Source organism: Cypionkella aquatica (assembly GCF_030161095.1).
Classification (GTDB): Bacteria; Pseudomonadota; Alphaproteobacteria; order Rhodobacterales; family Rhodobacteraceae; genus Cypionkella; species Cypionkella aquatica.
This window is the reverse complement of the sequence record NZ_BSPP01000017.1, coordinates 35,190-60,693: the sequence shown is the minus strand read 5'-3', so window position 1 is coordinate 60,693 and position 25,504 is coordinate 35,190. Positions and strand designations below refer to the sequence as shown.

Annotated in this window: 20 protein-coding genes; 4 read left to right on the top strand and 16 right to left on the bottom strand. The window is 62.2% G+C overall.

Translation table 11 applies throughout. The annotated features are described in order from the left end of the window. Nucleotides 1-9: 9 nt before the first annotated feature. The 6 genes from QQJ98_RS18795 to QQJ98_RS18770 form a co-directional block, all read right to left on the bottom strand. Nucleotides 10-1,257 (bottom strand): trans-sulfuration enzyme family protein, encoded by a 1,248-nt coding sequence (locus QQJ98_RS18795; RefSeq protein WP_284326825.1) that lies wholly within the window; start codon nt 1,255-1,257, stop codon nt 10-12. A gap of 102 nt (nt 1,258-1,359) precedes the next feature. Continuing rightward, nucleotides 1,360-1,836: an Hsp20 family protein gene (locus tag QQJ98_RS18790; protein ID WP_284326824.1), complete on the bottom strand. Its 477-nt coding sequence runs from the start codon at nt 1,834-1,836 to the stop codon at nt 1,360-1,362. Nucleotides 1,837-1,979: 143 nt separating this feature from the next. Beyond that, entirely contained in the window at nt 1,980-2,798 is an 819-nt protein-coding gene (locus tag QQJ98_RS18785; RefSeq protein ID WP_284326823.1) for a trypsin-like serine peptidase, read from the bottom strand. A 56-nt stretch (nt 2,799-2,854) separates the two neighbouring features. Further along, entirely contained in the window at nt 2,855-4,126 is a 1,272-nt protein-coding gene (glcF, locus tag QQJ98_RS18780; RefSeq protein WP_284326822.1) for a glycolate oxidase subunit GlcF, read from the bottom strand. Then, entirely contained in the window at nt 4,126-5,190 is a 1,065-nt protein-coding gene (locus tag QQJ98_RS18775; RefSeq protein ID WP_284326821.1) for an FAD-binding protein, read from the bottom strand. The genes glcF and QQJ98_RS18775 overlap by 1 nt, the downstream gene beginning before the upstream one ends. A gap of 93 nt (nt 5,191-5,283) precedes the next feature. Beyond that, a complete protein-coding gene (locus tag QQJ98_RS18770) occupies nt 5,284-6,717 on the bottom strand; it encodes an FAD-linked oxidase C-terminal domain-containing protein (protein WP_284326820.1) in 1,434 nt (477 codons plus the stop codon). 109 nt (nt 6,718-6,826) lie between these two features. On the opposite strand from QQJ98_RS18770, the gene QQJ98_RS18765 reads away from it, so the two are divergent. Then, nucleotides 6,827-7,510: a DUF599 domain-containing protein gene (locus tag QQJ98_RS18765; protein ID WP_284326846.1), complete on the top strand. Its 684-nt coding sequence runs from the start codon at nt 6,827-6,829 to the stop codon at nt 7,508-7,510. Here QQJ98_RS18765 and QQJ98_RS18760 read toward each other — a convergent pair. Genes QQJ98_RS18760 through QQJ98_RS18745 form a run of 4 tightly spaced genes read right to left on the bottom strand, consistent with a single transcriptional unit; the run spans nt 7,491 to nt 14,171 of the window. After that, nucleotides 7,491-9,560 carry a hypothetical protein gene (locus QQJ98_RS18760; protein WP_284326819.1) on the bottom strand — a complete coding sequence of 690 codons (2,070 nt, stop codon included), beginning with the start codon at nt 9,558-9,560 and terminating at the stop codon, nt 7,491-7,493. The two genes, QQJ98_RS18765 and QQJ98_RS18760, sit on opposite strands and share 20 nt — an antisense overlap. Beyond that, nucleotides 9,557-12,307, bottom strand: coding sequence for a DUF4159 domain-containing protein (locus tag QQJ98_RS18755; RefSeq protein WP_284326818.1), 2,751 nt, complete (start codon nt 12,305-12,307; stop codon nt 9,557-9,559). Before QQJ98_RS18755 ends, QQJ98_RS18760 begins: the two co-directional genes overlap by 4 nt. Further along, nucleotides 12,304-13,170, bottom strand: coding sequence for a DUF58 domain-containing protein (locus tag QQJ98_RS18750; protein WP_284326817.1), 867 nt, complete (start codon nt 13,168-13,170; stop codon nt 12,304-12,306). The genes QQJ98_RS18755 and QQJ98_RS18750 overlap by 4 nt, the downstream gene beginning before the upstream one ends. Continuing rightward, the gene (locus QQJ98_RS18745; RefSeq protein WP_284326816.1) at nt 13,167-14,171 is read right to left on the bottom strand and encodes an AAA family ATPase; all 1,005 of its coding nucleotides are present in this window, start codon (nt 14,169-14,171) and stop codon (nt 13,167-13,169) included. Before QQJ98_RS18745 ends, QQJ98_RS18750 begins: the two co-directional genes overlap by 4 nt. An 84-nt stretch (nt 14,172-14,255) precedes the next feature. Between QQJ98_RS18745 and QQJ98_RS18740 the strand changes: the two genes are divergently transcribed. Then, on the top strand, nt 14,256-14,825 hold the full coding sequence (locus QQJ98_RS18740; RefSeq protein ID WP_284326815.1) for a DUF1285 domain-containing protein: 570 nt from the start codon (nt 14,256-14,258) through the stop codon (nt 14,823-14,825). Beyond that, on the top strand, nt 14,825-15,601 hold the full coding sequence (locus tag QQJ98_RS18735; protein WP_284326814.1) for a hydroxypyruvate isomerase family protein: 777 nt from the start codon (nt 14,825-14,827) through the stop codon (nt 15,599-15,601). Before QQJ98_RS18740 ends, QQJ98_RS18735 begins: the two co-directional genes overlap by 1 nt. Before the next feature lie 392 nt (nt 15,602-15,993). On the opposite strand, the gene QQJ98_RS18730 is transcribed toward QQJ98_RS18735, so the two are convergent. The 3 genes from QQJ98_RS18730 to QQJ98_RS18720 all read right to left on the bottom strand — a co-directional run bounded on the left by QQJ98_RS18730 (nt 15,994) and on the right by QQJ98_RS18720 (nt 21,832). Then, nucleotides 15,994-19,080, bottom strand: coding sequence for a DNA translocase FtsK (locus tag QQJ98_RS18730; RefSeq protein WP_284326813.1), 3,087 nt, complete (start codon nt 19,078-19,080; stop codon nt 15,994-15,996). Between the two features lie 12 nt (nt 19,081-19,092). Continuing rightward, entirely contained in the window at nt 19,093-20,271 is a 1,179-nt protein-coding gene (locus QQJ98_RS18725) for an aminotransferase class I/II-fold pyridoxal phosphate-dependent enzyme (protein ID WP_284326812.1), read from the bottom strand. Between the two features lie 229 nt (nt 20,272-20,500). Beyond that, a complete protein-coding gene (locus QQJ98_RS18720) occupies nt 20,501-21,832 on the bottom strand; it encodes an amidase (protein WP_284326811.1) in 1,332 nt (443 codons plus the stop codon). A gap of 75 nt (nt 21,833-21,907) precedes the next feature. Between QQJ98_RS18720 and QQJ98_RS18715 the strand changes: the two genes are divergently transcribed. After that, on the top strand, nt 21,908-23,134 hold the full coding sequence (locus QQJ98_RS18715) for an FAD-dependent monooxygenase (protein ID WP_284326810.1): 1,227 nt from the start codon (nt 21,908-21,910) through the stop codon (nt 23,132-23,134). Here the strand turns inward: QQJ98_RS18715 and QQJ98_RS18710 are convergent. The 3 genes from QQJ98_RS18710 to QQJ98_RS18700 are packed head-to-tail and all read right to left on the bottom strand — an operon-like array spanning nt 23,131 to nt 25,482. After that, nucleotides 23,131-24,267 carry a CaiB/BaiF CoA transferase family protein gene (locus tag QQJ98_RS18710; RefSeq protein WP_284326809.1) on the bottom strand — a complete coding sequence of 379 codons (1,137 nt, stop codon included), beginning with the start codon at nt 24,265-24,267 and terminating at the stop codon, nt 23,131-23,133. The genes QQJ98_RS18715 and QQJ98_RS18710 overlap by 4 nt on opposite strands. Continuing rightward, entirely contained in the window at nt 24,268-24,945 is a 678-nt protein-coding gene (locus QQJ98_RS18705; RefSeq protein WP_284326808.1) for a DsbA family protein, read from the bottom strand. Nucleotides 24,946-24,948: 3 nt separating this feature from the next. Then, entirely contained in the window at nt 24,949-25,482 is a 534-nt protein-coding gene (locus QQJ98_RS18700; RefSeq protein ID WP_284326807.1) for a DUF721 domain-containing protein, read from the bottom strand. Nucleotides 25,483-25,504 lie beyond the last annotated feature (22 nt).

Genomic DNA, 25,504 nt, shown 5'->3' with positions numbered 1-25,504 from the left:
GGCTTGGGGTTAGTCGGCCAAGGCGCGGTCAAGATCCTCGATCAGGTCGCGCACATCTTCCAGACCGACCGACAGGCGGAACACGCCTTCACCGGCGAAGCGTTTGTAATCGGCAAGGCTTTCGCCGGTCATGCGGTAGGTAGAAGCCATGATGTCATCGGTGCCGATATGCACGCAGATGCTGCGCTGATGGCCCAAGGAAAACGCATAGTGCATGACGCGGAAGCGCGCGGCCATCTTTTGCGACACAGCTTCGGGATCGGCGGTTTGGAAGGTGATCATGCCGCCGGGGAGCGTCATCTGGCGGGCGGCAAGGTCGCGTTGCGGGTGGTTGGCGAGGCCGGGATAGGTGACGGCCAGCACCTTGGGGTGGGCTTGCAGATAGGCCGCCAGTTGCATCGCGTTTTCGGAGGCGGTGCGCAGGCGGGGAAACAACGTGTCGATGCCGCGCAGGATCAGCCAGGCGTTTTGCGCCGACAAAGCCGCGCCGAGATAGACCCCGGACGAGGCGCGGATGCGCGAGATCAGCTCTTTGCTGCCAATCACGGCACCGCCCAAAGCATCGCCGTGACCGTTCATGAATTTGGTCAGCGAGTGGATCACCAGATCAAAGCCGTGGCTTAGCGGCTGGGTGATGACGGGCGTGGCAAGGGTGCTATCGACCGAGGTGATCACGCCTGCGGCTTTGGCGATCTCGGCCAGTGCGGCAAGATCAGTCAAGCGCAGCAAGGGGTTGCAGGGGCTTTCGGCGTGGATCAGTTTGGTGTTCGGGCGCAGCGCAGCCTTTAGCGCGTCAAGGTTTGACAGGTTCACCGGCGTCACTTCGATGCCAAAACCGGGCAGGATGCGGGTCGCAAGCTCATACGCTCCGGCATAGCAGACGTCAGAGATGATCAGGTGATCGCCGGATTTCAGCAAGCTGAGGAAGGTCGCGGCGATGGCGGCGACTCCGGTGGCTGTCGCAAGCGCATCTTCTGCGGATTCGAGGCTGGCGAGACGGCGTTCCAGATCGCGCACGGTGGGGTTGGTCCAGCGGGCATAGAGATAGGGCAGATCGGTCAGATCACCGACGCCATCGGCGGAAAATGACGAGCCGCCGGGGGTGAACACGTTGTTCACCGACATCGAAATGCTGGGCGCAATCGCGCCAGTGATCGGATCGGGGCGCAGGCCGCCATCCAACGCGCGGGTGGCGGGGTGCATCGGGTGCTGGGGGTCGACAGCCGTGATCTGTTTCGGGGGCAGGTGGGTTTTCATCTGTGCCTCATCCGGCTGCTGGGGTCTGGCCGCAGTATCGCAGGAACGCAGGCAAAGCAAAAGGCCCGGCGCGTGGCCGGGCCTTTCGGGTCTGTGCAAGCGTTAGGCTTGTGCGGTTTCTACCTGAGCCTCAACCGCCTTCGTCTCGACATCCGAGCGGCGGCCAATCTCAATCCGGCGCGGCTTCAGGGCCTCGGGCGTCTCGCGGACAAGGTCGATGTGCAGCATGCCATGTTCGTGGCTGGCCCCGGTGACGCGGACATGATCGGCCAAAGCAAAGCGGCGATCAAAAGCGCGGGTGGCGATGCCACGGTGCAGATAGGCACGGCCCTCGGTCTCGGGGGCTTTGCGGGCGGTGACATGCAGCGCGCCGTCTTTCACTTCGGCGGACAGCTCATCAGGCGAGAAACCGGCCACGGCGATCGAGATGCGGTAGGCATCATCGGCAGTTTTCTCAATGTTATACGGGGGATAGGTGGGTTGCGCCACATCGGCGCTGAGCGCGCGATCCACCAGATCGGCGATACGGTCAAAGCCAACGGTGGCACGGTAGAGCGGGGCGAAATCAAAGTTACGCATCTGACATCCTCTTTCAAGCGATGGCCGTCCTGCGACGGCGCGATACCTTCCCATAGGGGCAAGGCGGTTGACGCCCCAGGCCCGATTGCGGCATCCCGAGGACATCGCTGATTTGGGAAGTGCCGCGCTGGCTTTCAAGACCCTTAGGGTTTGATGAATTTTGCGCCGCTGGATTTGCCGCCCGAGAGGGTGTTGACCTTTGCCCCCGACAAGGTGACCGGATCGTTGCGCTTGGCGATTTCAGCCATCACCACGCCTAGCGGCGTTTCCAGCGAGGTGCCCAGTGACACTTTCTGGCCATCGGATTCCGCCTTGGCCGAGACCACCGAAACGATCTGCGGCACGCCGTCATTGATGCTGAAAATCGGCGCCCCGGATGAGCCGAAATCGACATTGCACGACAGCACCAGCACCCCGCGCGAGCTGTCGATCACATGGCAAATCTGCTGCAGCGACGGCGCTTCGGCGCGGTCTTGTGCGTAGGACAATACGCCAACCTGATCGCCGACCATGGGTGGCGCGGCTGTTGCAATCGGCTGGATCGACGGTTGGCGGATCGGCTGATCCAGCTGCAAAAGGGCTATATCATAGGCGGTGCGGCTAAGTTCATCCTCGCCGGTATAGGCATAATCGGGATGGGCCACGGCGCGGGCGACGCCGCGATACGCCTCGGCGCGGCCATTGCGCAGACCGGCCAGAAACTGGATATCGCGGGCCTCGATCCGTGCGCCGGTGGCCTTGTCAAACAGGCAATGCGCCGCTGTCAGTACCAGATCCGGGGCAATCAGCGTGCCCGTGCAAAAGCCGCGCTCGCCCATGTTCAAGCGGCCAACGGCATTCCACCCCTTTGATTGGTCGCCAGTTTGCAGGCTGACCAATGGCGATTCCTGCGCAAATGCGGGCAGGACGGCAAGCGCGGGCAAGATGGCAAGCGTAACAAGGGCGAACAAGGCAAAGCGCATGGAACCTCCGGGATTGCCGCCGAGCTAGCCACAGACTTGGGCAGATTTGAGGCAAATCAGCCCAAAGCCCGTGGTTTCGGCCCACCTGTGGCCCAATCCAGCAACTCGACCGTATGCACAATCGGAATAGCAGTGGCTGCACCGATTTGCATCATGCAGCCGATATTGCCTGCGGCAATAATGTCGGGGTTCTTCGCCTGTAGCGTCTGGACCTTGAGGGCGCGCAATTGCTGCGAAATCTCGGGTTGCAGAAGATTGTAGGTGCCAGCCGAGCCGCAACACAGATGGCTGTCGGCCGGCTCGACCACGGTGAAGCCCACGCGTTTCAGGAGGTCTTTCGGCGCGGTCTTGATCTGCTGGCCGTGTTGCAGACTGCAGGCCGCATGATAGGCGACCGTCAGGCCTTTGGGCGCGCCTTGGGGCAGGGTCAGGCGTTGCAACAGCTCGGATATATCAAGGGTGAGGTTTGCTATTTCAGCGGCCTCGGGCGTGCCGATCATATGGCCGTAATCCTTCACGGTGGTGCCGCAACCGCTGGTGTTGATCACGATGGCATCGAGGCCTGCGCGGCGTTTCTCGGCGACAAACGCCGCGATATTGCGGCGGGCGGCGCTGTGGGATTCAGCCTCGCGCCCCATATGATGTGTCAGCGCGCCACAGCAGCCCATATCTTGGGGTATCACCACCTCGCAGCCCAAGCGTTGCAACAGGCGGATGGTGGCGTCGTTGATATCGGTGTTCAGGGCCTTCTGCGCGCAGCCGGTCATCAGCGCCACCCGCATCCGCTGTGGGCGGGCGGCGGGAAAGGTCTGCGCATCATCGTTGCGGCTGACCGGGGGGATAGTCTTTGGGGCCATCGCCAGCATGGCGCGCAAGCGGGGATCGGGGATCAGGCGCGCAAAGGGGCGGCCCAGTTTGGCGGCGAACAGCGCCATCCGGAAGCGTGTCGGATGCGGGATTACCTTGGCCAAAACCCAGCGCAATGCCCGATCCGACAGCGGGCGTTTGTAGGTTTTCTCGACATAAGAGCGGGCTTGGTCGATCAAATGCATATAGTCGACCCCAGAGGGGCAAGTGGTGGTGCAGGCAAGGCAGGACAGGCAGCGATCCAGATGCTTGACGGTGCGGGCATCGGCGGGGCGGCCGGTTTCCAGCATTTCCTTGATCAGATAGATCCGGCCGCGCGGGCTGTCCAACTCGTCGCCAAGCACTTGATATGTCGGGCAAGTTGCGGTGCAAAAGCCGCAATGCACGCAGGATCGCAGGATCTTGTTGGCCTCGGCCAGCTTGGGATCGGCCAGTTGTGTGTCAGTGAAATGCGTCTGCATCAGACCATCATCCCCGGATTGAAAATGCCGCGCGGATCGAATTTCGCGCGCAGCCCAGCGGTCAAAGCGGCGATGGCGGCGGGTTCGGGCGGGAACACTGGCACCCGCTCCATCCCCGGCAGCGCCCGTACCAAGCTGGCCTGACCCGTGGCCCCTACCGCGGCGCGCACATCGGATTGGCCTGACGGATCAAGCAGCCAGATCAAACCGCCGCCCCAGTCGCAGATCGCCTCTAGCCCCAGACGGTCAATCAGCCCGGCGGCTTCGGTTGGTTTGATGGAAAGCTTCCACACCGCACCGGGCTTGTCCGCAAAGGCTGTCACATCGCGGATCGCCGCCCAATCTGCCGCGCCAGCTTCAAACCCCAGCAAATCTTGCAGGCGTTCGGCGCGATAGGCGACTGAGCCTGCCATGCCCTCCAGCCGGATCATCACACGGCCCGCCATCCAAGCTGCACCTGATATGTCATAGGGCGAGCCCAAAGCCGCCCGCAAATCCGCCAACCCCTGCGGCAAGTCGCGCGCGGCGGTTAGAGTCACGCAGGCTTCTGGCACCGCTTGCACTTTGAAAGATACTTCGCTTAACACCCCCAAGGTGCCCTGCGATCCGGCCAGCAGCTTGACCAGATCGTAGCCGGTGACGTTCTTCATCACCCGGCCGCCGTTCTTGATCACATCGCCGCGGCCATCGACAAACCGCACCCCAAGGAGCGCATCGCGGCAGGCCCCCAGCTGCACCCGGCGCGGGCCCGAGGCATTTGCCGCCACCACGCCGCCGATGGTTGAAGCGCCCTTGCGGCCTAAAAGCCCGCGCATATCTGGCACCTCAAACGCCAAACGCTGCCGTTCCGTGGCCAGCAAGGCCTCAATCTCGGCCAGCGACGTGCCCGCAAGCGCCACCAAAGTCAGAGCGCCGGGCTCGTAAAGCTGAACACCGCTTAGCCCTGATGTATCCAAGATCTCGCCTACCGCATGCCCAATCCTGCGCGTGCCACCGCCTTGGACACGCAAAGCCTGAGCGCCCTTTATCATTTCGCTCAACTCGGCTTCCGTTCTGGGCCGCATGGTCATCCTTTCTGCTCACATATCCTTGGGCGCGTCGAAGTTTGCCAAGAAATAGCGAAGATACTTCGTAGCGGGGGGTGAGGCCCCAGCAGATCAGCCCGCACGCCGCCCCGCAGTCACATCCAGTGGAAATACTTTCGCCGGGTTCAACAGCCAGCCCGGATCAAACACATCCTTGACGCGCAGTTGCGCTTCAAGATCCACCGGATTGAATTGCACCGACATCAGATCGCGCTTTTCGATGCCCACACCATGTTCGCCGGTGAGGCAGCCGCCAACCTCGACACAGAGCTTAAGAATGTCAGCGCCGAAAGCTTCGCAGAGTTCAAGATCACCGGGTTTGTTGGCATCAAACAGGATCAGCGGGTGCATGTTGCCGTCGCCCGCGTGAAAGACATTGCCAACATCAAGGCCGTATGCCGTGCTCATCTCGCCAATCCGGCGCAGCACATAGGGCAGCGATGACACCGGGATTGTGCCATCCAGACACATGTAATCATTGATCTGGCCCATCGCGCCAAAGGCAGATTTGCGGCCAAGCCAGATCCGCTTGGCTTGGTCCTCATCTGCCGCTTCGCGGAATTCGACCGGGTTGTGGGTCATCGCAATGGCTTTGATGCGGGCGAGTTGTTCGGCGATTTCAGACTCTGCGCCTTCGACCTCGATGATCAGCAAAGCCTCGCAATCAGGGTAGCCAGCTTTGGCGAAAGCTTCGGTGGCACGGATGCAGGGGCGGTCCATGAATTCGATGGCGACGGGCAGGATGCCTGCCTTGATGATGTCGGACACGCAGGTTCCGGCGACTTCGTTGCTGTCAAAGCCAACCAGCACGGGCCGCGCGCCCTCGGGTTTTGGCAGGATGCGCAGGGTGGCTTCGGTGACAACGCCAAGCTGGCCCTCGGCACCACAAATGACGCCCAAAAGGTCGATGCCGGCCGCATCCAGCCACGGGCCGCCGATCTCGACCACGGTGCCGTCCATCTGCACCAAGGTCACGCCGAGCAGATTGTTGGTGGTGACGCCATATTTCAGGCAATGCGCGCCGCCGGAATTCATGGCAATATTGCCCGCGATGGCGCAGGCGAGCTGGCTGGACGGGTCGGGCGCATAGAACCAGCCATCGGATTCAATCGCCCCCGTCACCGACAGGTTGGTGCGGCCCGATTGTACCCGGATAAAGCGATTGTCATAATCGGTTTCCAGCACGGCATTCATTCGCGCCACGCCAATGATCACACAATCGGCGGTGGGCAAAGCGCCGCCCGCAAGGCTGGTGCCAGAGCCGCGTGGCACCACAGGCACTTGTTCTTCATGGCAAATCTTCAGCACAGCGGCGACTTCAGCGGTGGTGCGTGGCAGCACGGCGACAAGGGGCGCGCAGCGGTAAGCGGTCAGAGCATCACATTCATAAGCGCGGGTTTCCGCCGGATCAGAGATCACCGCATCGGCGGGCAAGACGCTGCGCAGGCGGCTGACGAGCTTTGATTTGCGCGCGATCACCGCGGCATTGGGAACGGGCATATCCATGGGTGCCTCCTGGTGTGGTTAGAAAATATAACCAATTTTCCGAAATGGCAAGCTGCTGTTGGGCCTTTCCAGAATTGGGCCAAGCGCCTAAGTTCAAAGCATGGAAACTATGATCAACATTGGCCCGCTTGGCACCATTGATGCGCTGTGCGTGGCACTGACCTTGTTTGCTTGGGCTGGGATCGGTTGGTTGATCGAGCATCCTCCGGCAGGGCGGCCATCTGTCAGTATTCTGATGAAAGAATATCGGCGCGAGTGGATGCGGCAGTTTCTGACAAGACAGCCAAGGATTTTTGACGCGTCGATCATCGACAGTCTGCGGCAGGGCACGGCGTTTTTCGCCAGCGCATCGCTGATTGCGATTGGCGGTGGTATTGCCCTGATCGGCAATCCGACGGCGGTGGTCGGCTTGGCCAAAGACCTGACCTTGCCCGCGGATGCCACTGGATTGCAACTGCGTGTGCTGCTGGTGATCATGTTTCTGGCCAATGCGGTGCTGAAATTCATCTGGTCGAACCGCTTGTTTGGCTATTGCGCGGTGATGATGGCGGCGGTGCCGAATGACCCCGCCGACCCGATGGCCCCGCATCGTGCAGCACAGGCCGGAGAGTTGAACATCACGGCAGCGAAAAGCTTTAACCGGGGGCTGCACTCGATTTACTTCGCTTTGGGCAGTCTGGGCTGGCTGCTGGGGCCTTATGTGTTGGTCGCGACCACGCTATTGACCTCGGCCGTGCTGCTCCGGCGCGAGTTTGCATCGGAATCGCGCAAGGTCATGCTGCACGGCGTTTGAAGCGGCCTTCGATCAGCCAAGCCGCCACCGCCAGACCTGCCGCCACCAACAGCATCAGCCAACCTGGAACCAGCGGGGTGATGCGCAAATCTTCGGTCACAAACGCACCGCGCGGCGTCACGCCGATCCAACCGCGCCCTGCGGCGGGGCGGCCTTCACGCACCACGCGGATGCTGGGCAAGCCCGCTTCAATCGGCACAATGCCCCCCTGCAGGGTGGCAACGATAGGTGCCAAGCCATCACCCGAAGCAAGGGTTTCGACAAACTCTTTCGGGGCCGAGGGGCCAACTGCCACCACGCGCACCAGATCCCCTTGCTGCAGGCGATAAAGCCCAAGGCTAGGGGCCTTCCAATCGGCGCTGTATTTGCCCGGACCAGCCGCCGGAAGTGCCAGCGTCTGCACGGCCCCATCCGGCCCGGTGATGGTCAGGTCGCCGGGCGGGGTTTCCGACACTGTGCGGCGGGTGATCGTCAGGACATCGGCCTTGTTGGTGGCCGTCAGAGTTTCTTCCTCAAGCTCGGGTTCTTTCAGCATCCAATGCGCAAGGCGGCGCAGCAGTTCCAACTGTGGACCGCCGCCTTCATAGCCACGCCCCCACAGCCATGCCTGATCCGAGGCCAGCACCGCGATGCGGCCATCGCCGACCCGGTCCAGCACCAGCAGGGGCTTGTCTTGCGGGCCAGACATCAGCACCTGCCCGCGCAACAGGTTCACGTCGATCAGACGGAACCAGCGGCCCCAGCCTTTCGGGAACAGTGCTTCTAGGCCTTCGGTCACCGGATGGCGGCGGCCAAGGTCGGTCAGTTTGGGTTTATAGCCTTCTTCGATGACTTGTGAGGTCGGCTCTACTGGCAGGATTTCCGCCAAGGGCGAGCGCCACAGGCTATCGACCGCGCCAAATTCCGGGCCAGCGGCGACCAGCACCGTGCCACCATTTTTGACATATTGCACAACGTTATCAATATATTCCATCGGCAGGATGCCCCGCATCCGGTAGCGATCAAAGATGATCAGGTCGAAATCCTTGATTTTTTCCACAAACAATTCGCGGGTGGGGAAGGCGATCAGCGACAGTTCTTCCACTGGCACGCCGTCTTGCTTCTCCGGCGGGCGCAGGATGGTGAAATGCACCAGATCCACCGATGGATCGGATTTCAGAAGGTTGCGCCAGACCCGTTCTCCGGTGTGTGGCTCTCCGGACACCAGGAGCACCCGCAGACGGTCCCGCACGCCGTTGACTTGTACCACAGCGGCGTTGTTGCGGTCGGTCAGTTCGCCATCCACCGGGGCGACCGAGAATTGCAGCACGTTCATGCCTGCATGTGGCAGGCGGACGGGCAGTTCCATATCCTCGTTTACCGGGATTTCAAACGTAAGTGGCGCGTCGGAGTCAACGCCGATGGTCAAAGCCACGGTCAGCCCAGCCGAGGATGGCACCGCCCCTTTGTCGTCAATGCGCAGCGTCAGCTTGAATTCTTCGCCCAAGATCGCAAAAGCGGGGGCGTCTTTGATAATCAGGCGGCGGTCCCAATCCTGCTGTTTTCCGGTCAGCAGCACATGCAGCGGCGCGGGCAAGGCGGGGGCAAGGCCAAGATCGTGGACCTGACCATCGCTTACCAAAATGGCTCCGGCAATGCGGGCGCGGGGTTCTTCGGCCATGGCCTGCGCAAGCGCCGTCATCGCCAAGGTTCCGGCATCTTCGGGGCCATCGCCAAAGCGGATCAGGCGCAGTTCGGTGTTGGGCAGGGCCGCGACTTCGGCTGATACTTTGGCAATCGCGGCTTCGGATTGGGCTTTGCGGTCTGACAGGGATTGGCTGGAGCTTTCGTCGATCAGCAATAAGATGATGTCAGACAAGGGCTTGCGGTTTTCTTCCTGCAAGGACGGGTTGGCCAAGGCCACGCCCAAGGCGATGAACGCCAAGCCGCGCAGCAGCCAGCCGCGCAGGCCTTTCCATAAGGCGAAGGCCACCAGCAGCGCGGCAAGGATCGCCAGCGCCCAGATCACCGGGGCCGCGATAAGCGGGTCGAACACCACAGTCCGGCTCATTCGCCCAACCTTTCCAGCAGGGCAGGTACATGGACCTGATCCGATTTATAATTTCCGGTCAGCACATGCATGATGACGTTGATGCCGAAACGATAGGAAATCTCGCGCTGATCTTCGCCCGCGTAGCCGCGCCCCACCGGGAACATCGGCACGCCATCAGGGTCAATCGCCCAAGCCGAGGCCCAATCGGCGCTGCCGATAATCACCGGGGTGACGCCATCGTTCAGGTTACGAAACGGCATGCCTTCGGTCTGTTCGGCGGCGGGGTCTGATGCCTCGACCCAGACAGCGCCGCCCGCGTAACGGCCGGGGAAATCCTGCAACAGATAAAAGCTGCGGGTCAGCACATGGTCTTGCGGCATCGGTTCCAGCGGTGGGATGTCGAGACCCGAGGCGAGCAGTTGCAGCATCTGGCCTTCGGGTGTGGAATCACCAGAAAAGCCAGCAATATCGCCGTCACGGGTGTCAAACATGATCATGCCACCCGTGCGCAAAAAGCGGTTCAGCTTGGCATAGGCCGCGGTTGACGGGATCGGTTGGTTCGGGGTGATCGGCCAGTACAGAAAGGCGTAAAACGCCAGATCGTCCTGTTCGAGGTCAATGCCCATCGGGGCTTCGGGCTCGACCGAGGTGCGCAGCCACAACTGATCGCTAAGCCCGCGCATCCCGGCTTCAGAGACCGCGTCAACCCCCGCATCGCCGGTTTGTACGTAGCCCAGCACCACGCCGCGCGTCGCCTCGATGGCTTTGACATCGTCGGGGATTTGGGCGCGGGCGTCATAGGGGGCCATCAGGGCAAGCAGCACGGCAGCGCTGCGGGCAAGGCCACCGATGCGGCCCGAAACCCACAGCGCCGCCAGCACATCCAGCGCCAGCATAAGCATCGCAGCGGTCAGCAGGATGCCCTTCAGCGCCTGTGCTTTCACGGTTTCTATACCCTCGATCACAGTGCCCGCAGGCCAGGTTGCGGCTGTGATCTGAGTTTTGGCCGAGATCACATTCAGCGCCACTTTGCGATCCGTGCTGGCGTAAAGCCCAGCGGGCAAGGTGGGATTGGGGCCAGCAGAGATCGCCTTCCCCAAATCTTCGCCCGCAACCCCGGCGATTTCGCCCGCGTCACGTTCAACCCCGTAGCCATCCATGATCTTTTGCGGCACCCACGTCAGCCCCGCCAGATCCTGTGCATCGGGTTGCGCGGGCTTGGTTGAGACTGCCAAACGCTCCAACATCTGCACGAACAGGCCCGACAAGGGCAGGCTCGACCATTCGGCATTGGCGGTGACATGCACCAGCACCACTTGGCCAGCGCCGATGACTTTGCGCGTCACCAAAGGCGTGCCATCGGTCAGGGCTGCGATGGTGCGCTCGGCCAGATCGGGGTCGGGTTGGGCAAGGACTTGCTCGGTCACGGTCACATCGTCAGGGACGGTCAGCCCGTGAAAGGGCGAATTCTCGGGGAAGGGGGCGAGGGTTTTCGGCTCGCCCCAACTCATCGCGCCGCCAACCGACCGCCCCCCTTCGCGCAGGCGCACCGGCATCAGCGGGTCTTCGTCGACGCGGGAAACTTCGGATGCAGCAAGGCGGGGGCCAGCAAAGCGCAACAGCAGCCCGCCCTTGTTGACCCATTCCAGCAGGCTATCGCTTTCCTGTGGGGTCAGCTTGGCGATATCGGCAAGGATGATCACATCAGGGTTGGCGGGGATCACATCCGACAGACCACCTTCCAGCAGATCGGCAACCGGGGTCAGGGCTTGGCGCAGGTAGTAGGTCGGTTGCAGCAAGGGTAGACCTTCGCGGTCGGGCGTGCCACCGATCACCGCGATCTTGCGGCGCTTGAGGCTGTCATCGGTCAGACTGACCGCGCCCGCGCTGCGTTGGCCCAGAATTTCAAAACGGTTGACTCGGTTGCGGAGTTCTGGCGGCAAATCCAGCGTGACTTTCGCATCGGGCGCATTGGCGTCGAAGTGCAGCGGGCTGCGGGCAAGTTCGCGGTCGATGCCCGAAGGATCAGGCCCACGCGCAATCACGTCAAGATCGGCGGCATCGCCGGGCAGGCGTGCTGCGGTGAGGCTGATCTTGCCATCTTCAAACACGGCGGGGCGCAGCGCGAACACCGGGCGCGGCGACAGCAAAGCGGTCAGGTTCCCTTTGGCTTGCAGAGCGGTCAGCAGCGCATCGCGGCCCGAATGATCCAGCCCATCCGACAGCCAATAGCTGTCGAACCTATCCGAGGGCAGGATTTTTACCCAATTTTCATACCCTTGCGGCGAGAAAGGCTGCGGCTCCATCGCGGCAAGGCGGCCTGCCCAAGCTTCGGCATCTTGAAAGCTGACGGCTTGCGGCAGGTCGGTCAAACGGATCACCGCCACGGTGCGGCCTGCACGGCCAGCTTCGGCCAGCAGGGTATTCGCCTTGTCCAACCGCCCCGGCCAATCGCGAGCATCGGCCCAGCCGCCGTCCAGCACGATCAGCAATGGTCCTGTGCCTGCGGCGCGGTTCTCTGGGTTCAGGATCGGTCCCGCAAAACCGATGATCGCTGCGGCCACCGCCAAGGCGCGCAGCAACAACAGCCACCACGGGGTTTTGTCGGCTTGGCGGTCTTCATCGGTCAGGCCCAGCAGCAGGGCCACGGCGGGAAAGCGGCGGCGGATCGGTGCGGGCGGGATGGCGCGCAAAAGCAGCCACAAGATCGGGATGGCGATCAGGCCCCAAAGCAGCCACGGCGTCGTGAAGGCAAGCATGCTCATCGCCCCCCCTCCAGCGCATTATAGGCCCAGAGCAGCGCCGTTTGCGCCGATTGCCCGGTGTGGTGGCAGTGATAATGCCAGCCCATCGCGCGGGCGAGAGTGGTCAGCCGGGCCTTGCGCTCGGCCAGACGATCCAGATAGCGGCTGCGCAAGTCGCCTGCGGATTGAGTTTCGTGTTTGAGGCTGCCTTGCATGGATTCAAAAATGGTGCGGCCTTGAAATGGAAAGGTTTCCTCTGACGTATCAAGCACTTGCAGCAGAACACCCCGCACACCACGATCTGCGGCAAGGGTCAGGGCGGTCTCCAAAGGTTCAAGCTGCCCGAGGAAATCTGACAGGAACACTGCGCGGCCGTGGCTGACCATGCCGGAAATTTCGGGCGTGCCGTAATCGTCTGCCCTGTCCGAGGCCAGACCTTCAAGCATACTCATGATCTGCGCGCGACCCGGCTTTGGCGTGGTGCCAGACAGACCAACCCGCTCGCCCCCGCGCAGCAACAAGACTGATAGGGCCAGCGCCAGCAGACGGGCGCGGTCCAGTTTCGACGCGCGGTCCTTGTCACCCGAAAACGCCATAGACCGCGCCGCATCGACCCAAAGCGTCACCGATTGCGCCGCCTGCCATTCGCGTTCGCGGATGAAATGCGCGTCGGATCGTGCCGATCTGCGCCAGTCAATCGAACGCGCTGCATCGCCCTGATGGGCGGGGCGGTATTGCCAGAACTCATCACCTTGTCCCGCGCGGCGGCGACCATGTTCGCCCAGCATCAGGGTTGCTGCCAGATGCTCAGCCTCGGCCAGCAGGGCTGGCAGCGATTGGCCCAGCGTTTCGGCGCGGCCCCGAAGATCGGCGGATAGGCTCACGCAGCGGCCTCAAGTTTCAGGCTGCGGGAGATGGTGCGATCAATCAGGCCCGACAAGGTTTCCCCGCGCGCACGGGCGGCGAAAGACAAGGCCATGCGGTGTTCCAGCACAGGTTTTGCCATTGCGGCGACATCGGCAATCGTTGGCACAAGGCGGCCATCCAGCAGTGCGCGGGCGCGCACGGTCAGCATCAGGGCTTGGGCGGCACGCGGACCGGGGCCCCAAGACAGGCTGCCGGCCAGATCGCGGCCCTCTGCCTCGCCGGGGCGGCAGGCGCGGACCAGATCAAGAATAGCCTCGACCACCTGATCGCCCACCGGCATCCGGCGCAGCACGGTTTGCGCAGCCAGCAATTCTTCGGCGCTGAACACCTGATGTGCTGCGGTTTCGGTGGCGCCGGTGGTGGCCAGCAGAATGTCACGCTCGTGCGCGCGGGTGGGGTATTCGACGTTCACTTGCAAAAGGAAACGATCCAACTGAGCCTCGGGCAGCGGATAGGTGCCTTCCTGTTCAATCGGGTTTTGCGTGGCCAGCACATGGAACGGGCGACCCAAAGCGCGATGTTGGCCCGCGATGGTGACCTCTTTTTCCTGCATGGCCTGCAGCAGGGCTGACTGAGTGCGCGGGCTGGCACGGTTGATTTCATCCGCCATCAGCAACTGGCAGAACACCGGGCCTTCGATAAAGCGAAACGCGCGGCTGCCATCGGCGGCGGTTTCCAACACCTCGGACCCCAGAATATCGGCTGGCATCAGATCGGGGGTGAACTGGATGCGGTTGCCTTTCAGCCCCATCACGGTGGACAGCGTATCGACCAGCAGCGTCTTGCCCAAGCCCGGCAGACCGACCAGCAAAGCGTGGCCGCCACACAGCATCGCGGCCAAAACCTGATCGACTACCTTGTCCTGCCCGATAAAGCGCTGATTGATGGAGGCCTTCGCCTGCGCCAACCGCGCGCCTAAGCTTTCAATCTCGGCGACAAGCTGGGTGGGATCGGCCATGACAATTCTCCGGAACAGGTTATATGCTGCCATATGATCCAATCTAGGTGCCGGGTACAAATGGCAAAAAGCGAAGACGCACAAATGATCGTGAAACCGCTGGCTGAAGGGCTGGCTGCGGTGCAGGCTGCCGCGAAAAAGGGCCCTCCGCCGGTGCATCTTTGGCATCCGCCGTTTTGCGGCGACATTGATATGCGGATCGCAAAGGATGGAAACTGGTTCCACGAAGGCTCTCCGATCGGGCGAATGGGGCTGGTGAAGTTGTTTTCCTCGATTCTGCGGCGCGAGGGGGATGAGTATTTTCTGGTCACTCCGGTGGAAAAGGTGCGGATCAAAGTCGATGACGCGCCGATGCTGGCGGTTGATTTTGAGGCCGAGGGTACGGGGGAACAGCAGGTTTTGCGCTTTTTCACCAAGACCGAGGATGAGGTCGTGGCCAGCACCGCCGATCCGATCCGGGTGGTGATCGGGGCGGACGGCGAGCCCGCGCCCTATGTCCACATCCGCGCCGGGCTTGAGGCGTTGATTGACCGGAAATCGTTCTACCGCTTGATTGATCTTGGCGTGCATCACGATCATCGCGGGGAAAGCTGGTTCGGGCTTTGGTCAGATGGGTGTTTCTTTCCGGTCATTCCTTCGCTAGACCTGCGCTGATGCCGAATTTTGCCGCCAACCTGACCATGCTCTTCACCGAGGTTTCCGCCCTCGACCGCCCCGGCTTGGCCGCGCAGGCGGGGTTTGATGGTGCGGAAATCCTGTTCCCCTACGATTACTCGGCCAAAGAATGGGAGACGGCCTTGGCTGGCCTGCCCTTGGTGATGATCAACACGCCGCCCGGGGATTGGGCGGCAGGGGACCGTGGCTTTGCGGCGGTGCCGGGAGAAGAGCAGCGGTTTCGCGATGGCTTCCTGCGCGCGGCAGAATTGGCGGCGCGGCTGGCGGTGCCTCGTGTTCATGTGATGGCCGGCGTGGCGAAGGGGCCGCAAGCTGAGCAGGTGTATGTCGAAAATTTGGCTTGGGCCGCGGCGCAGTCCCCCGATCTGGGCATCGCTTTAGAGCCATTGAACCCGGATGACATGCCGGGTTACTTCCTGAACGACTTCGATCAGGCGGGCCGGATCGTGGATGATCTGGGGTTGGCGCAGGTCGGGATTCAGTTCGATCTCTGGCATGCCGCCCGGATTCATGGCGATGCGGCGGGCGTTTGGGCCAAGCATGGGCCTCGGGTCAATCATGTTCAGATCGCGGGCTTTCCCAGCCGGAATGAGCCCGGGGGTGGTGGCTTTGATCTTGCGGGGCTTTGTGCCAGTCTGGACGAAACCGGCTATCAGGGCTGGGTGTCGGCGGAATATCGGCCCTCAAGGGCAACCGTGCATGGGCTGGCCTGGCTGGCGGCTTTGAAGGCGCGGTCGCGGTTGATTGGGGCCTGAGGCCGCAACCTGTCCACGCGTGGACAGAGCGACCACTCTATAAATATCAATAGGTTATGCAGGGTCTGTTAACGGCTTGTTAAGGCTTGGCCTTGCGTGGCGGGATCGAACCCTAATCTTACGCCTTGTATTTCACCTGTTCTTAAATATCCCCGCCGGAGGCATCCGACATCAACTGCGGGAGCCTCCGGCGGGGATATCTTAGCCAGTAGGAAACCATTTCTGGCGGCCAAGACCCGCAGGGGCGAGGCCGCTGGGGCGGGACGCAAATTTTTATCTTGTTTGAATAAATGCTCGGCTGAGAGCGTGGGTGCTGCACTGAGAAAAAAACTGGGCAAAACAAAACGCGCGCAGGTTCCTGCGCGCGTTTTGTTTTGGTGTAAAGCTGCGGCCTAGTGTTCTGGCAGCAGGATCTCGCGCTTGCCGACGTGGTTGGCGGCGGTGATGACGGAGTGTTCTTCCATCTGTTCCACCAGTTTCGCGGCCTTGTTATAGCCGATGCCGAGTTTGCGCTGGATATAAGAGGTCGAGCATTTGCGGTCTTTGGCGACGATGGCGACGGCTTGATCATAAAGGCTATCGTCAAGACCGTCGGAACCGAGGCCGAGAAGGCTGTCGATCTCGGCGGCGTTTTCATCCTCGGGGCCTTCGATCACGCCCGACATATAGACCGGCGGGCCGTAGGATTTGAGGTGGTTGACGATTTCTTCGACTTCCTCATCACTCACGAACGGGCCGTGGATACGGCTGACGCGGCCACCGCCTGCCATGTAGAGCATGTCGCCCATGCCCAAGAGTTGTTCGGCACCTTGTTCGCCAAGGATGGTGCGTGAGTCGATTTTGGAAGTGACTTGGAAGGAAATCCGCGTCGGGAAGTTGGCTTTGATGGTGCCGGTGATCACGTCCACGCTTGGGCGCTGGGTGGCCATGATCAGGTGGATACCAGAGGCGCGGGCCATCTGGGCAAGGCGTTGGATGCAGGCTTCGATTTCCTTGCCAGCGACCATCATCAGATCGGCCATCTCATCGACCACCACCACGATATAGGGGATGGTGACAGGCTGGAATTCATCGGTTTCAAACATCGGCTCGCCGGTATCTTCATCAAATCCGGTCTGGATGGTGCGCTTGAACATCTCGTTCTTCGACAGCGCTTCACGCACGCGGCCATTGTAGCCTTCAATGTTGCGCACGCCCATCTTCGACATTTTGCGGTAGCGCTCCTCCATTTCCGACACCACCCATTTCAGGGCGACGACTGCCTTTTTGGGGTCGGTGACGACGGGGGAAAGCAGGTGCGGGATGCCGTCATAAACGGAAAGTTCCAGCATCTTGGGGTCGATCATGATCAGGCGACATTCTTCCGGGCTGAGTTTATACAGCAGGGACAGGATCATGGTGTTGATGGCCACGGATTTACCGGACCCGGTGGTGCCTGCGATCAAAAGGTGGGGCATTTTGGCGAGGTTGGCGACGATAGGATCACCGCCGATGTCTTTGCCAAGCGCCAGCGGCAGGCGCATGTTGCTGTCGCCAAAGTCGCGGGCGGCGATGATTTCGCGCAAGACCACTTTTTCGCGGGTGGCGTTGGGCAGCTCAATCCCGATCACGGTGCGGCCCGGAACGGTCGAGACGCGGGCCGACAGGGCCGACATAGACCGCGCGATGTCGTCGGCAAGGCCGATCACCCGGCTGGCCTTCAGACCCGGCGCGGGTTCAAGTTCGTACATGGTGACGACCGGGCCGGGGCGGACCGAGACGATTTCGCCTTTGACGCCGTAATCATCAAGCACCGATTCCAACATGCGGGCGTTTTCTTCCAAGGCTTCATCGGAAAGCGCGTGGCGTTGCACCGAGGATGCCGGGGTCAGCAGCGACATTGGCGGAAGTTCATAGGCCGGGGTGGCGTCGTCAAAGCGCAGGCGGGGCTGGGCTTCGGCGCTTGCGCGGGCCGAAGGGGCGATGGGCTTTTTCACAACATGCTGGACGACCGGGCGACGCTCGGGGGCTGCCAGCGGCGGTATGGCGCGCGGGGCTGCGACGGGTGTGTGTGCGGCGGGGGTATATTCTGCGGGGGTGTAGTCGGGTTCGTAGGTGTCAGTGATATAGTCTTCGTCGGCATAGTCTCGGTCAGCGTAGGCTTGATCATCGCTTAGGGTGAAATGGTTATCTTCTGCGATACCAAAGGCTTCGTCATCCTCGGCGTCAACAAAGGCGTTCTGCACTGCAGGAGTTTGGGCGTGCAGCGGGGCCACCACGGGCGGCTCGATCCGCGGCATCGGGCGGGTGTCAGCGATCAAAGGGGCCGGGCCGCGCGGGCGTTGCACGGGCGGTTCGCGGCGCTGGATGGCGGCGGCGAGCGGGGAAAGCTGCGCCTCGGGTGGCCGGGTGCGCGAGCGGATCGCGTCGGAAATCCGCGATTTGATGCGATCATCCGACGGCATGTCGAGCTGGTCGGCGGCATCCGAGAGGATCGGCTCGATCAATTCGGGCTCGGGATCGACGGCGCGGCGCATCAGGGCGGGCATCCGGGCCAGCAGGCCCATTTTCTCACGCGGGGGGGCGTATTGCGCGGCCTCGGCCAAGGGTTCGGGGTAGCGCGGATTGGCGCGCGGGGGTTCCGCATAGCGGGCATCGGCGCGCAGGGTATTGGGGCGACCGAAGGCGGTGGCCTCAACCGCCGGTTCGGCGCGGTGGATCGGGGTTTGCGCACGGTCTTCGCGCCAATCCGCAGGGGCGCGCAGGGTGGCGTCGGCGGCTGCGGCAGCCTCGGCTGCGGCACGTTTGCGGCGGGCCTGGATCGCGGCGGCGGCGCGGGTGGTGCCTTCGGCGCCTTTGCCGGCGGCCCCCAGCAGGATGGCATAGGTCGTGATCAGGCTGGTGATCAGAAAGCGGAAGGCGGCTTGAATCTCGGGCAGGTTAAAGCCGGTGACGAACAGCATCAGCGCGATCATCCCTGCCCCAGAGGCCAGCGAGATCAGTTTCAACCCGATCGCCGAGGTGCCGGGGATGATGTTCATCAACGCGCCGACCACGGTATCGCCGAACAAACCGCCCATGCCAAAGCTGTGCACCCACATCGCTGAGGGCAGCAGGGTGGCGGCATAAACCGAAGCAGTGGCGATGGCGATGACGGCGAACACCATGCGCGAGACTGCGCGTTCAGCACCACGGTGCAGCACAAAGCGCAGGCCCCAAGCGCCAAGGATCAGCGGGATCGTCCACGCGCCTTTGCCGCCAATGATCATCAGGGTTGAGGCGAGTGCTGCGCCAAAGCGGCCCAGCGTGTTGGCGGCGGGTTCATCCGTGGCGACCATCCAACCGGGGTCTTCGGGCGAATAGCTGCCCAGCATCAGGATGAAGGCGAAAGCGCCCAGGATCAGCGCGATGCCCAGCAGTTCACGCCCCCGGCGCTCCAACATCGCTGTGGTGCCTTGGTCGAGAAGCGGATCGCGTTGCCGTGCTTGATAAGATGCCATGATACCCTGTCCTCAACCGTAGAGGCAGTCACGAAGCTGGATCAGCCCGCGCTGCATTTCTTCTTTGGGGGCCACGAGGGCAACCCGGATGTAATTTTTGCCGGGGTTTTCCCCGTTGGCATCGCGCGACAGATAGGCACCGGGCAGAACCCGGACGCCCGTTTCGCGCCATGCTTTCAGCGCCGCTTGCTCGCCATCCTCGACCGGCAGCCATAGGAAAAAGCCGCCTTCCGGGGTTTTGATGCCTTGGTGGCCCGCGAAAACCGCGTCGGCTGCGTCGAATTTCGCGTGATACAGCGCGAGCGAGGCGGCGACGTGGGTGTCATCCTCCCAAGCGGCTTGCGAGACTTTCTGGATCGGCAGCGGCAACGGCGCGCCTGCGAAGGACCGCAGTTTGCGGATCTGCGCGATGCCATTTGCACCGCCCGCTACGAAGCCAGAGCGCAGGCCGGGGAGGTTGGAGCGTTTGGACAGCGAATGGAAGCTGAACACACGTTCGGGATCGGCCCCGGTGGCGTGTGCGACGTCTAGGATGCCGGTAGGGGCGGTGTTGCGCCAGATTTCGGAATAACACTCATCGGCGAAAATGGTGAAATCGTGCTTTTCGGCCAATGCCAGCAGGATTTTCCAGTAGCCGGCGCTTGCCACGGCCCCCTGCGGATTGGCGGGCGAGCAAATATAGGCGATGGTGACGCGGTCAAGCACCTCGGGCGGAAGGCTCGCGTAATCCGGCAGAAACCCTGTGGCTGCGGTGGCCGGAACGTAGAGTGGTTCGGCCCCGACCGTAACGGCAGCGACGGCATAGACTTGGTAAAACGGGTTTGGCATCAGCACGATGGGCTGTTTGCCGTGCTTTGTTTCGGGGCACAGGGCGATGCAGGCGTTGTAGAGCCCCTCGCGGGTGCCGTTCAGCACCATCAATTGATCTTGCGCCAGCGTCACGCCGAAGCGGCGGTTGATCCAACCCGAGATCGCGCCCAGCAGTTCGGGCGTGCCGTCATTGGCCGGATAGATCGCGAAATCCTGAATACTGGCGGCCATGATCGGGGCGACAAAATCGGGGATCGGATGCCGAGGCTCTCCGATGGTCATGGAAATGGTCTCACCGCCGGGCGGATATGCGTCCAGAAGTTTCCGCAAACGCGGAAACGCATAATCCGGCAGGTTCGAAAACCGCTTGGGAAACGCCATTACTGCCTCATCTCAGGGTCATATCGCCCCGTTCATGGACAGGATAACCAGATCGTGAGGGCGCGTCCAGAAAAACCCATATGGGATATGGGCTTGGTGGGCGGGTTTGTGGCTTTTAGGGCGTGTTGCGTTAAATTGCGTTCACCCCGCAACCCGAACGCGTTTGCAAGAGCAACCGCTGCCTCGGTTCGCGAAGTGAACATCCGAGGCGGATTGAACGCAACGCCCTCTAGGCCAGCGCCCGCTCGGCTGCGGTGCCAAGGCGCAGCAAGCGTTCCTCTTGGCCGGGGCCAGCCATGAAAGAGACGCCGCAAGAGGGCTGCGCCGTGGGCAGCGTCAGTGCGCAAAGCCCCATCAGATTGCCGATGCGGGTGTTGCGCAGGGCCAGCAGGTTTTCGGCCACATAATAGGCGTCGTCGGTCATCAAGCGGTGGGCATTGGGAGGCAAAATCGGCGAGGTCGGCAGCAGCACGGCGTCATAGCCCGCGGTTTTCTCGGCCCAGATTTTGCGAATCTCGTGCAGGCGACGCCAAGCGGCAACGTAATCGCCCGCCTTGATCGCGGCCCCGGTGCGGAAACGGTCAAGGATGCGCGGGAACATCTTTTCAGGTGCGGCCTCGATGGTTTTGCCCCAGATGCCATAGGCTTCTGCGGTGAACAGGGTGCCCGCCAGCGCCATCGCCTCGGCCACTTCGGGGATGTCGATTTGATGGATCTGCGCGCCTGCCCGCGAAAGCCGGGTCAGCGCATCTTCAAAGCCAAGCGCGGGCCGGGGGCGCAGATCGTCCAGCGCCACGCTGTTCAGCACCAGAAATTGCGCATTGCCAAGGCTTGCCCCGGTCAAGTCGGCAGGCTTGCGGGACTCGAGTGCCGCCAGAAGCAGCGCACAATCCTCGACCGAGCGGGCAAGCGGGCCCACAGTGTCAAACATTTCGCAGAGCGGCACCGCGCCCGCCAAAGACAGGCGGCCATGCGTGGTTTTCAGGCCGACAAGATCGTTCCACGCCGCAGGAATACGCACCGAGCCGCCGGTATCCGAGCCAATCGCAGCGGGGGCCAGACCGAAGGCAACTGACGCCGCACCGCCCGAAGTCGAGCCGCCTGCCACCGCCTGATCATCATTGACACAGGGCGGGGTGGCGGTGATCGGGTTCAGGCCAAGCCCGGAAAATGCGAGTTCGGACATATGAGTTTTGCCAAGACAAACAAGACCTTCGCGGGTTGCCGTTTGCAAAACCTTGGCATCATGCAGTGGGATGCGGTTCTTCAGCAGGGCAGAGCCCGCTTCGGTGGCAATGCCAGCGGTATCGAACAGGTCTTTCCAGCTGATCGGCACGCCATCCAGCAGCCCCCGGCGTAGCCCAGATTTGGCACGGGCGGCGGCCCCCATCGCCTCGCCGCGGGCGCGGGTCGGGGTGGGGCGCGCATAGATCCGGGTGGAATGGCTGTGGATGGCGATTTTCTCTAAGAAAAACTCGGTCAGCTCTACCGGGTTGATGCGGCCAAGGCCGATTTCGCGGCCCAGATCGGCGGCCGTCATGTTGGACCAGGTGTTGCTCATGTGCGTCTCCGTTTTGCCAAGACTAGCGGCAAGTCGGCGCATGGACAATCGGGCGCGATGCACCATATTTGGCGCATGGAAAAACATGCTGACATTGTGATCGTGGGCGGGGGTTTGAATGGCCCGGCTTTGGGGCTGGCCTTGGCGCGCGGCGGATTGCGGGTGGCGGTGGTCGATGCGCGGCCCGCTTTGGCGCGGGCAGAGGCCGGGTTTGACGGGCGGGCTTATGCGCTGGCGGTGGCGTCAAAGCGTTTGCTGTCGGTGATCGGGGTCTGGCACGGGCTGGCGGATAAGGTGCAGCCGATCTTGCAGATCAAGGCCAGCGATGGCGTGGCCGGGCAGCGGCCTGCGCCGTTTTTCCTGACCTTTGACCATGCCGAGATGGAAGAAGGCCCGATGGGGTTCATGGCCGAAGATCGCTATTTGTATGCGGCATTTCTGGCGGCGATGCAGGCGGCAGGTGTCGAGCTGATCTCGGGCGAAACCGTGGTTTCTCAGGCGGTTGAGGCGAATGGGGTCACGGTCGAGCTGGCCTCGGGGCGCCGGATCGGGGCTTCGGTTTTGGTTGGCTGCGATGGGCGTGCCTCGGGCGTGGCTGCGCGCGCGGGGATCGGGCGGACAGGCTGGGGCTATGGGCAAACCGCGCTGGTGACGGCGATTGCGCACGAGAAACACCATCAGGGCGTGGCGCAGCAGTTCTTTATGCCATCCGGGCCGCTGGCGATTTTGCCGCTGGCGGGCGGGCATTTAAGCTCGATCGTCTGGAGCGAGGCGGAAGCGCAGGCGCAGGCCATTCAGGCGCTGGGAGATGCGGATTATCTGGACGCTTTGCGGCCCCGGTTTGGCGATTTTCTGGGCGAGATTGCGCTGGCAGGCGATCGGTTCACCTATCCCTTGAGCCTGACGTTGGCGAATAGTTTCGTGGCCCCCCGTGTGGCTTTGGTCGGCGATGCGGCGCATGGGGTGCATCCGGTGGCGGGGCAGGGGTTGAACCTTGGCTTTCGGGATGTGGGGGCCTTGGCGCAGGTGCTGGTTGAAGCGGCGCGGCGGGGTGAGGATATAGGGGCCGCCGATGTGCTGGAGCGGTATCAGCGCTGGCGGCGGTTTGACAATACGGTGATGGCCTTGGGGATGGATGGGGTGAACCGTTTGTTCTCGAACGACAATCCGGTGTTGCGGCTGGGGCGCGATCTGGGGTTGGGGCTGGTCAACGCCATGCCCGGCCTGCGGCGCGGCTTTATGCGGCAGGCGGCGGGGTTGACGGGGGATGTGCCCAAGTTGTTGCAGGGGTTAGAGGTTTAGGGCATTTCGCCCAAAACTTCAGCCTGATGTTCGCCCAGCTTTGGCGCGGGCCGATCCAATGACAGATCAGCGCCCGAGAAAGTCATCGGCGATCGCACGCCGGGCAGGCCTTCGGGGGCGATTTGCAGCTGTCGGGCCAGCACTTGCGGGTCGGCGAAAACCTCGTCCAAAGAGTTGATCGGGCCTGCGGGGACGCCTTCGGCTTCGCAAGCCGCCAGCAGATCGGCCTTGCTCCAGCGTTTGGTGGCGGCGGTGATGCGGGCGGTCATCTCGGCGCGGTTGGCGATGCGGTCAGCGTTGGTGGCGAAATCGGCGGCCTCGGCCATATCGGCAAGATCGAGTATCGCGCACAGGCGGCGGTATTGACCATCGTTGCCCGTCGCCAGAATGATCCAGCCGTCGGCGCAATCGAACACCGCATAAGGCGCAAGGTTGGGGTGAGCGTTGCCCATCATCCCCGGCGGGGTGCCGGACACCAGATAGTTCATTGATTGGTTGGCCATGATCGAGGTCGCCACATCCAGCAGTGACATGTCGATATGCTGACCAACCCCGGTGCGGCCACGTTGCAGCAGGGCAGCGAGGATGGCTGTCGCGGAATAGACTCCGGTGAAGATATCAGTGACAGCGACGCCCACCTTTTGCGGCTGACCGCCCGGCTCGCCCGTGACTGACATCAGCCCCGCCATGCCTTGAATGATGAAATCATAGCCCGCGCGATGGGCGTAGGGGCCGGTTTGACCAAACCCCGTCACAGAGCAATAGACCAGTTTCGGATTGATCTTGGCCAGCGACGCATAGTCGAGACCGTATTTGGCAAGTCCGCCGACCTTAAAATTCTCGATCAGCACATCGGCATCAGCAATCAGACGGCGGACGGTCTCTTGCCCCTCAGCGGTGCGGAAATCGCAGGTGATACTGCGCTTGCCGCGATTTGTGGCGTAGAAATAAGCGGCAGTTTTGTCGCCATCGCGTTCAATGAACGGAGGCCCCCAGCGGCGGGTGTCATCGCCTTCGGGGGCTTCGACCTTGATCACGTCGGCCCCCAGATCGGCCAAGGTCTGACCAGCCCAAGGGCCAGCCAGAATCCGAGCCAGTTCAATGACTTTGACGCCCGCCAGTGGGGTATTCATTTACTTCGCCAGTTCCGCATCCAGCACGGCTTTCAGATCGTCATAAGCCATGTTGGAATGTTTGGTGCCGTTGATGATGAATGTGGGCGTGCCCTCGATCTTGTCAGCAGCCATGTTGGTTTCAAAATGCTTGACCAAAGCATCCGCCATCGCTGCATCTTTCATGCAGATATCCAGCTGCGCATCATCCATCCCAGCGGTGCGGCCGATTTTCTTCAGGTTCTCGACCACAACATTCGGATCATCCGAGCCAGCCCAGTCTTGCTGGGTGTCCAAGACGATATCGGTGATGCCCATATAGCGCATCTCACCGCCGCAACGGGCCATCATCGCAGCCCACAACCCGTAGCGGTCGAAGTAAACCTCGTGATATTCCAAGCGCACTTTGCCGGTGTCGATGTAATCAGCCTTCAACTGCGGATACACTTCGGAGTGGAACGCCGCGCAATGCGGGCAGGTGAACGACAAATATTCGACGATCTTCACCTTGGCATCCATCTGGCCGATGCCGTAGTCGGGAATGGTCGCAGGGTCGATCGCCGCTGGCGCCGCCGGGGTTTCGGTGGTGGCGGGGGCAGTGGTGGTTTCTGCCGTGGTGGTTTGCGCGAACGCGAATGATGACAGGCCAAGGCCCGCGATCAGGGCCAAAGCGGCGGTGGTTGCGAGGGGTTTAGCCATGGGTCAGCCTTCCTTAGGTTTTCGGCGATTTAGGATATTTTGCGCCATACGTTCAAGAGCTTGGCGCAGTTCGTCATTCTGGATCGGCGCTGCGGTGCGCGCAGCTTCGGCCAGCAGTTCGGGATTGGGTGCAGGTGGCGCTTGCGGTCTGGCGATGAATTCGGCCTGACCTTCGGCAAAACCTGTGGCGGCGGTCTGCGTGATCAGGATGCGCGAAATCGCGGCATAGCCATAGACGGCGTTCACCTTTTCGCGGAGCTTTTCCTTCTGCATCTCAACCATTGGCGCGTTGGAGCCGGTGGTCAGCAGCGTCAGGGACGCACCCATGCCCTCGCGGCCATAACCGACTTTGACAGGGCGCGTGATGCGGGCCATATCCGCGCCCGCGATCTCGGGCCAATGGGTCAGCAGGCGCGCGACGGCAAAGCCACGGGATTCGCCAACCTTGCGGATCTGATCCTTCAGCAGCCCCGATGTGGCTTCAAAGCCGCGAACACGGCGACGGGCAGAGGGAAGCGGTGCGGGTGTGCGGGCCATCTGGTCCTATCCGTGGTTCAGT

Bases quoted from the DNA above. Each gene is read 5' to 3' on its own strand.
- QQJ98_RS18715 (WP_284326810.1), top strand. From the start codon at position 21,908: ATGGAAAAACATGCTGACATTGTGATCGTGGGCGGGGGTTTGAATGGC.
- QQJ98_RS18735 (WP_284326814.1), top strand. From the start codon at position 14,825: ATGCCGAATTTTGCCGCCAACCTGACCATGCTCTTCACCGAGGTTTCC.
- QQJ98_RS18705 (WP_284326808.1), bottom strand. From the start codon at position 24,945: ATGGCTAAACCCCTCGCAACCACCGCCGCTTTGGCCCTGATCGCGGGC.
- QQJ98_RS18730 (WP_284326813.1), bottom strand. From the start codon at position 19,080: ATGGCATCTTATCAAGCACGGCAACGCGATCCGCTTCTCGACCAAGGC.
- QQJ98_RS18775 (WP_284326821.1), bottom strand. From the start codon at position 5,190: ATGCGGCCCAGAACGGAAGCCGAGTTGAGCGAAATGATAAAGGGCGCT.
- QQJ98_RS18795 (WP_284326825.1), bottom strand. From the start codon at position 1,257: ATGAAAACCCACCTGCCCCCGAAACAGATCACGGCTGTCGACCCCCAG.
- glcF (WP_284326822.1), bottom strand. From the start codon at position 4,126: ATGCAGACGCATTTCACTGACACACAACTGGCCGATCCCAAGCTGGCC.
- QQJ98_RS18700 (WP_284326807.1), bottom strand. From the start codon at position 25,482: ATGGCCCGCACACCCGCACCGCTTCCCTCTGCCCGTCGCCGTGTTCGC.
- QQJ98_RS18710 (WP_284326809.1), bottom strand. From the start codon at position 24,267: ATGAATACCCCACTGGCGGGCGTCAAAGTCATTGAACTGGCTCGGATT.
- QQJ98_RS18790 (WP_284326824.1), bottom strand. From the start codon at position 1,836: ATGCGTAACTTTGATTTCGCCCCGCTCTACCGTGCCACCGTTGGCTTT.
- QQJ98_RS18720 (WP_284326811.1), bottom strand. From the start codon at position 21,832: ATGAGCAACACCTGGTCCAACATGACGGCCGCCGATCTGGGCCGCGAA.
- QQJ98_RS18760 (WP_284326819.1), bottom strand. From the start codon at position 9,560: ATGAGCCGGACTGTGGTGTTCGACCCGCTTATCGCGGCCCCGGTGATC.
- QQJ98_RS18785 (WP_284326823.1), bottom strand. From the start codon at position 2,798: ATGCGCTTTGCCTTGTTCGCCCTTGTTACGCTTGCCATCTTGCCCGCG.
- QQJ98_RS18740 (WP_284326815.1), top strand. From the start codon at position 14,256: ATGATCGTGAAACCGCTGGCTGAAGGGCTGGCTGCGGTGCAGGCTGCC.
- QQJ98_RS18755 (WP_284326818.1), bottom strand. From the start codon at position 12,307: ATGAGCATGCTTGCCTTCACGACGCCGTGGCTGCTTTGGGGCCTGATC.
- QQJ98_RS18745 (WP_284326816.1), bottom strand. From the start codon at position 14,171: ATGGCCGATCCCACCCAGCTTGTCGCCGAGATTGAAAGCTTAGGCGCG.
- QQJ98_RS18725 (WP_284326812.1), bottom strand. From the start codon at position 20,271: ATGGCGTTTCCCAAGCGGTTTTCGAACCTGCCGGATTATGCGTTTCCG.
- QQJ98_RS18765 (WP_284326846.1), top strand. From the start codon at position 6,827: ATGATCAACATTGGCCCGCTTGGCACCATTGATGCGCTGTGCGTGGCA.
- QQJ98_RS18770 (WP_284326820.1), bottom strand. From the start codon at position 6,717: ATGGATATGCCCGTTCCCAATGCCGCGGTGATCGCGCGCAAATCAAAG.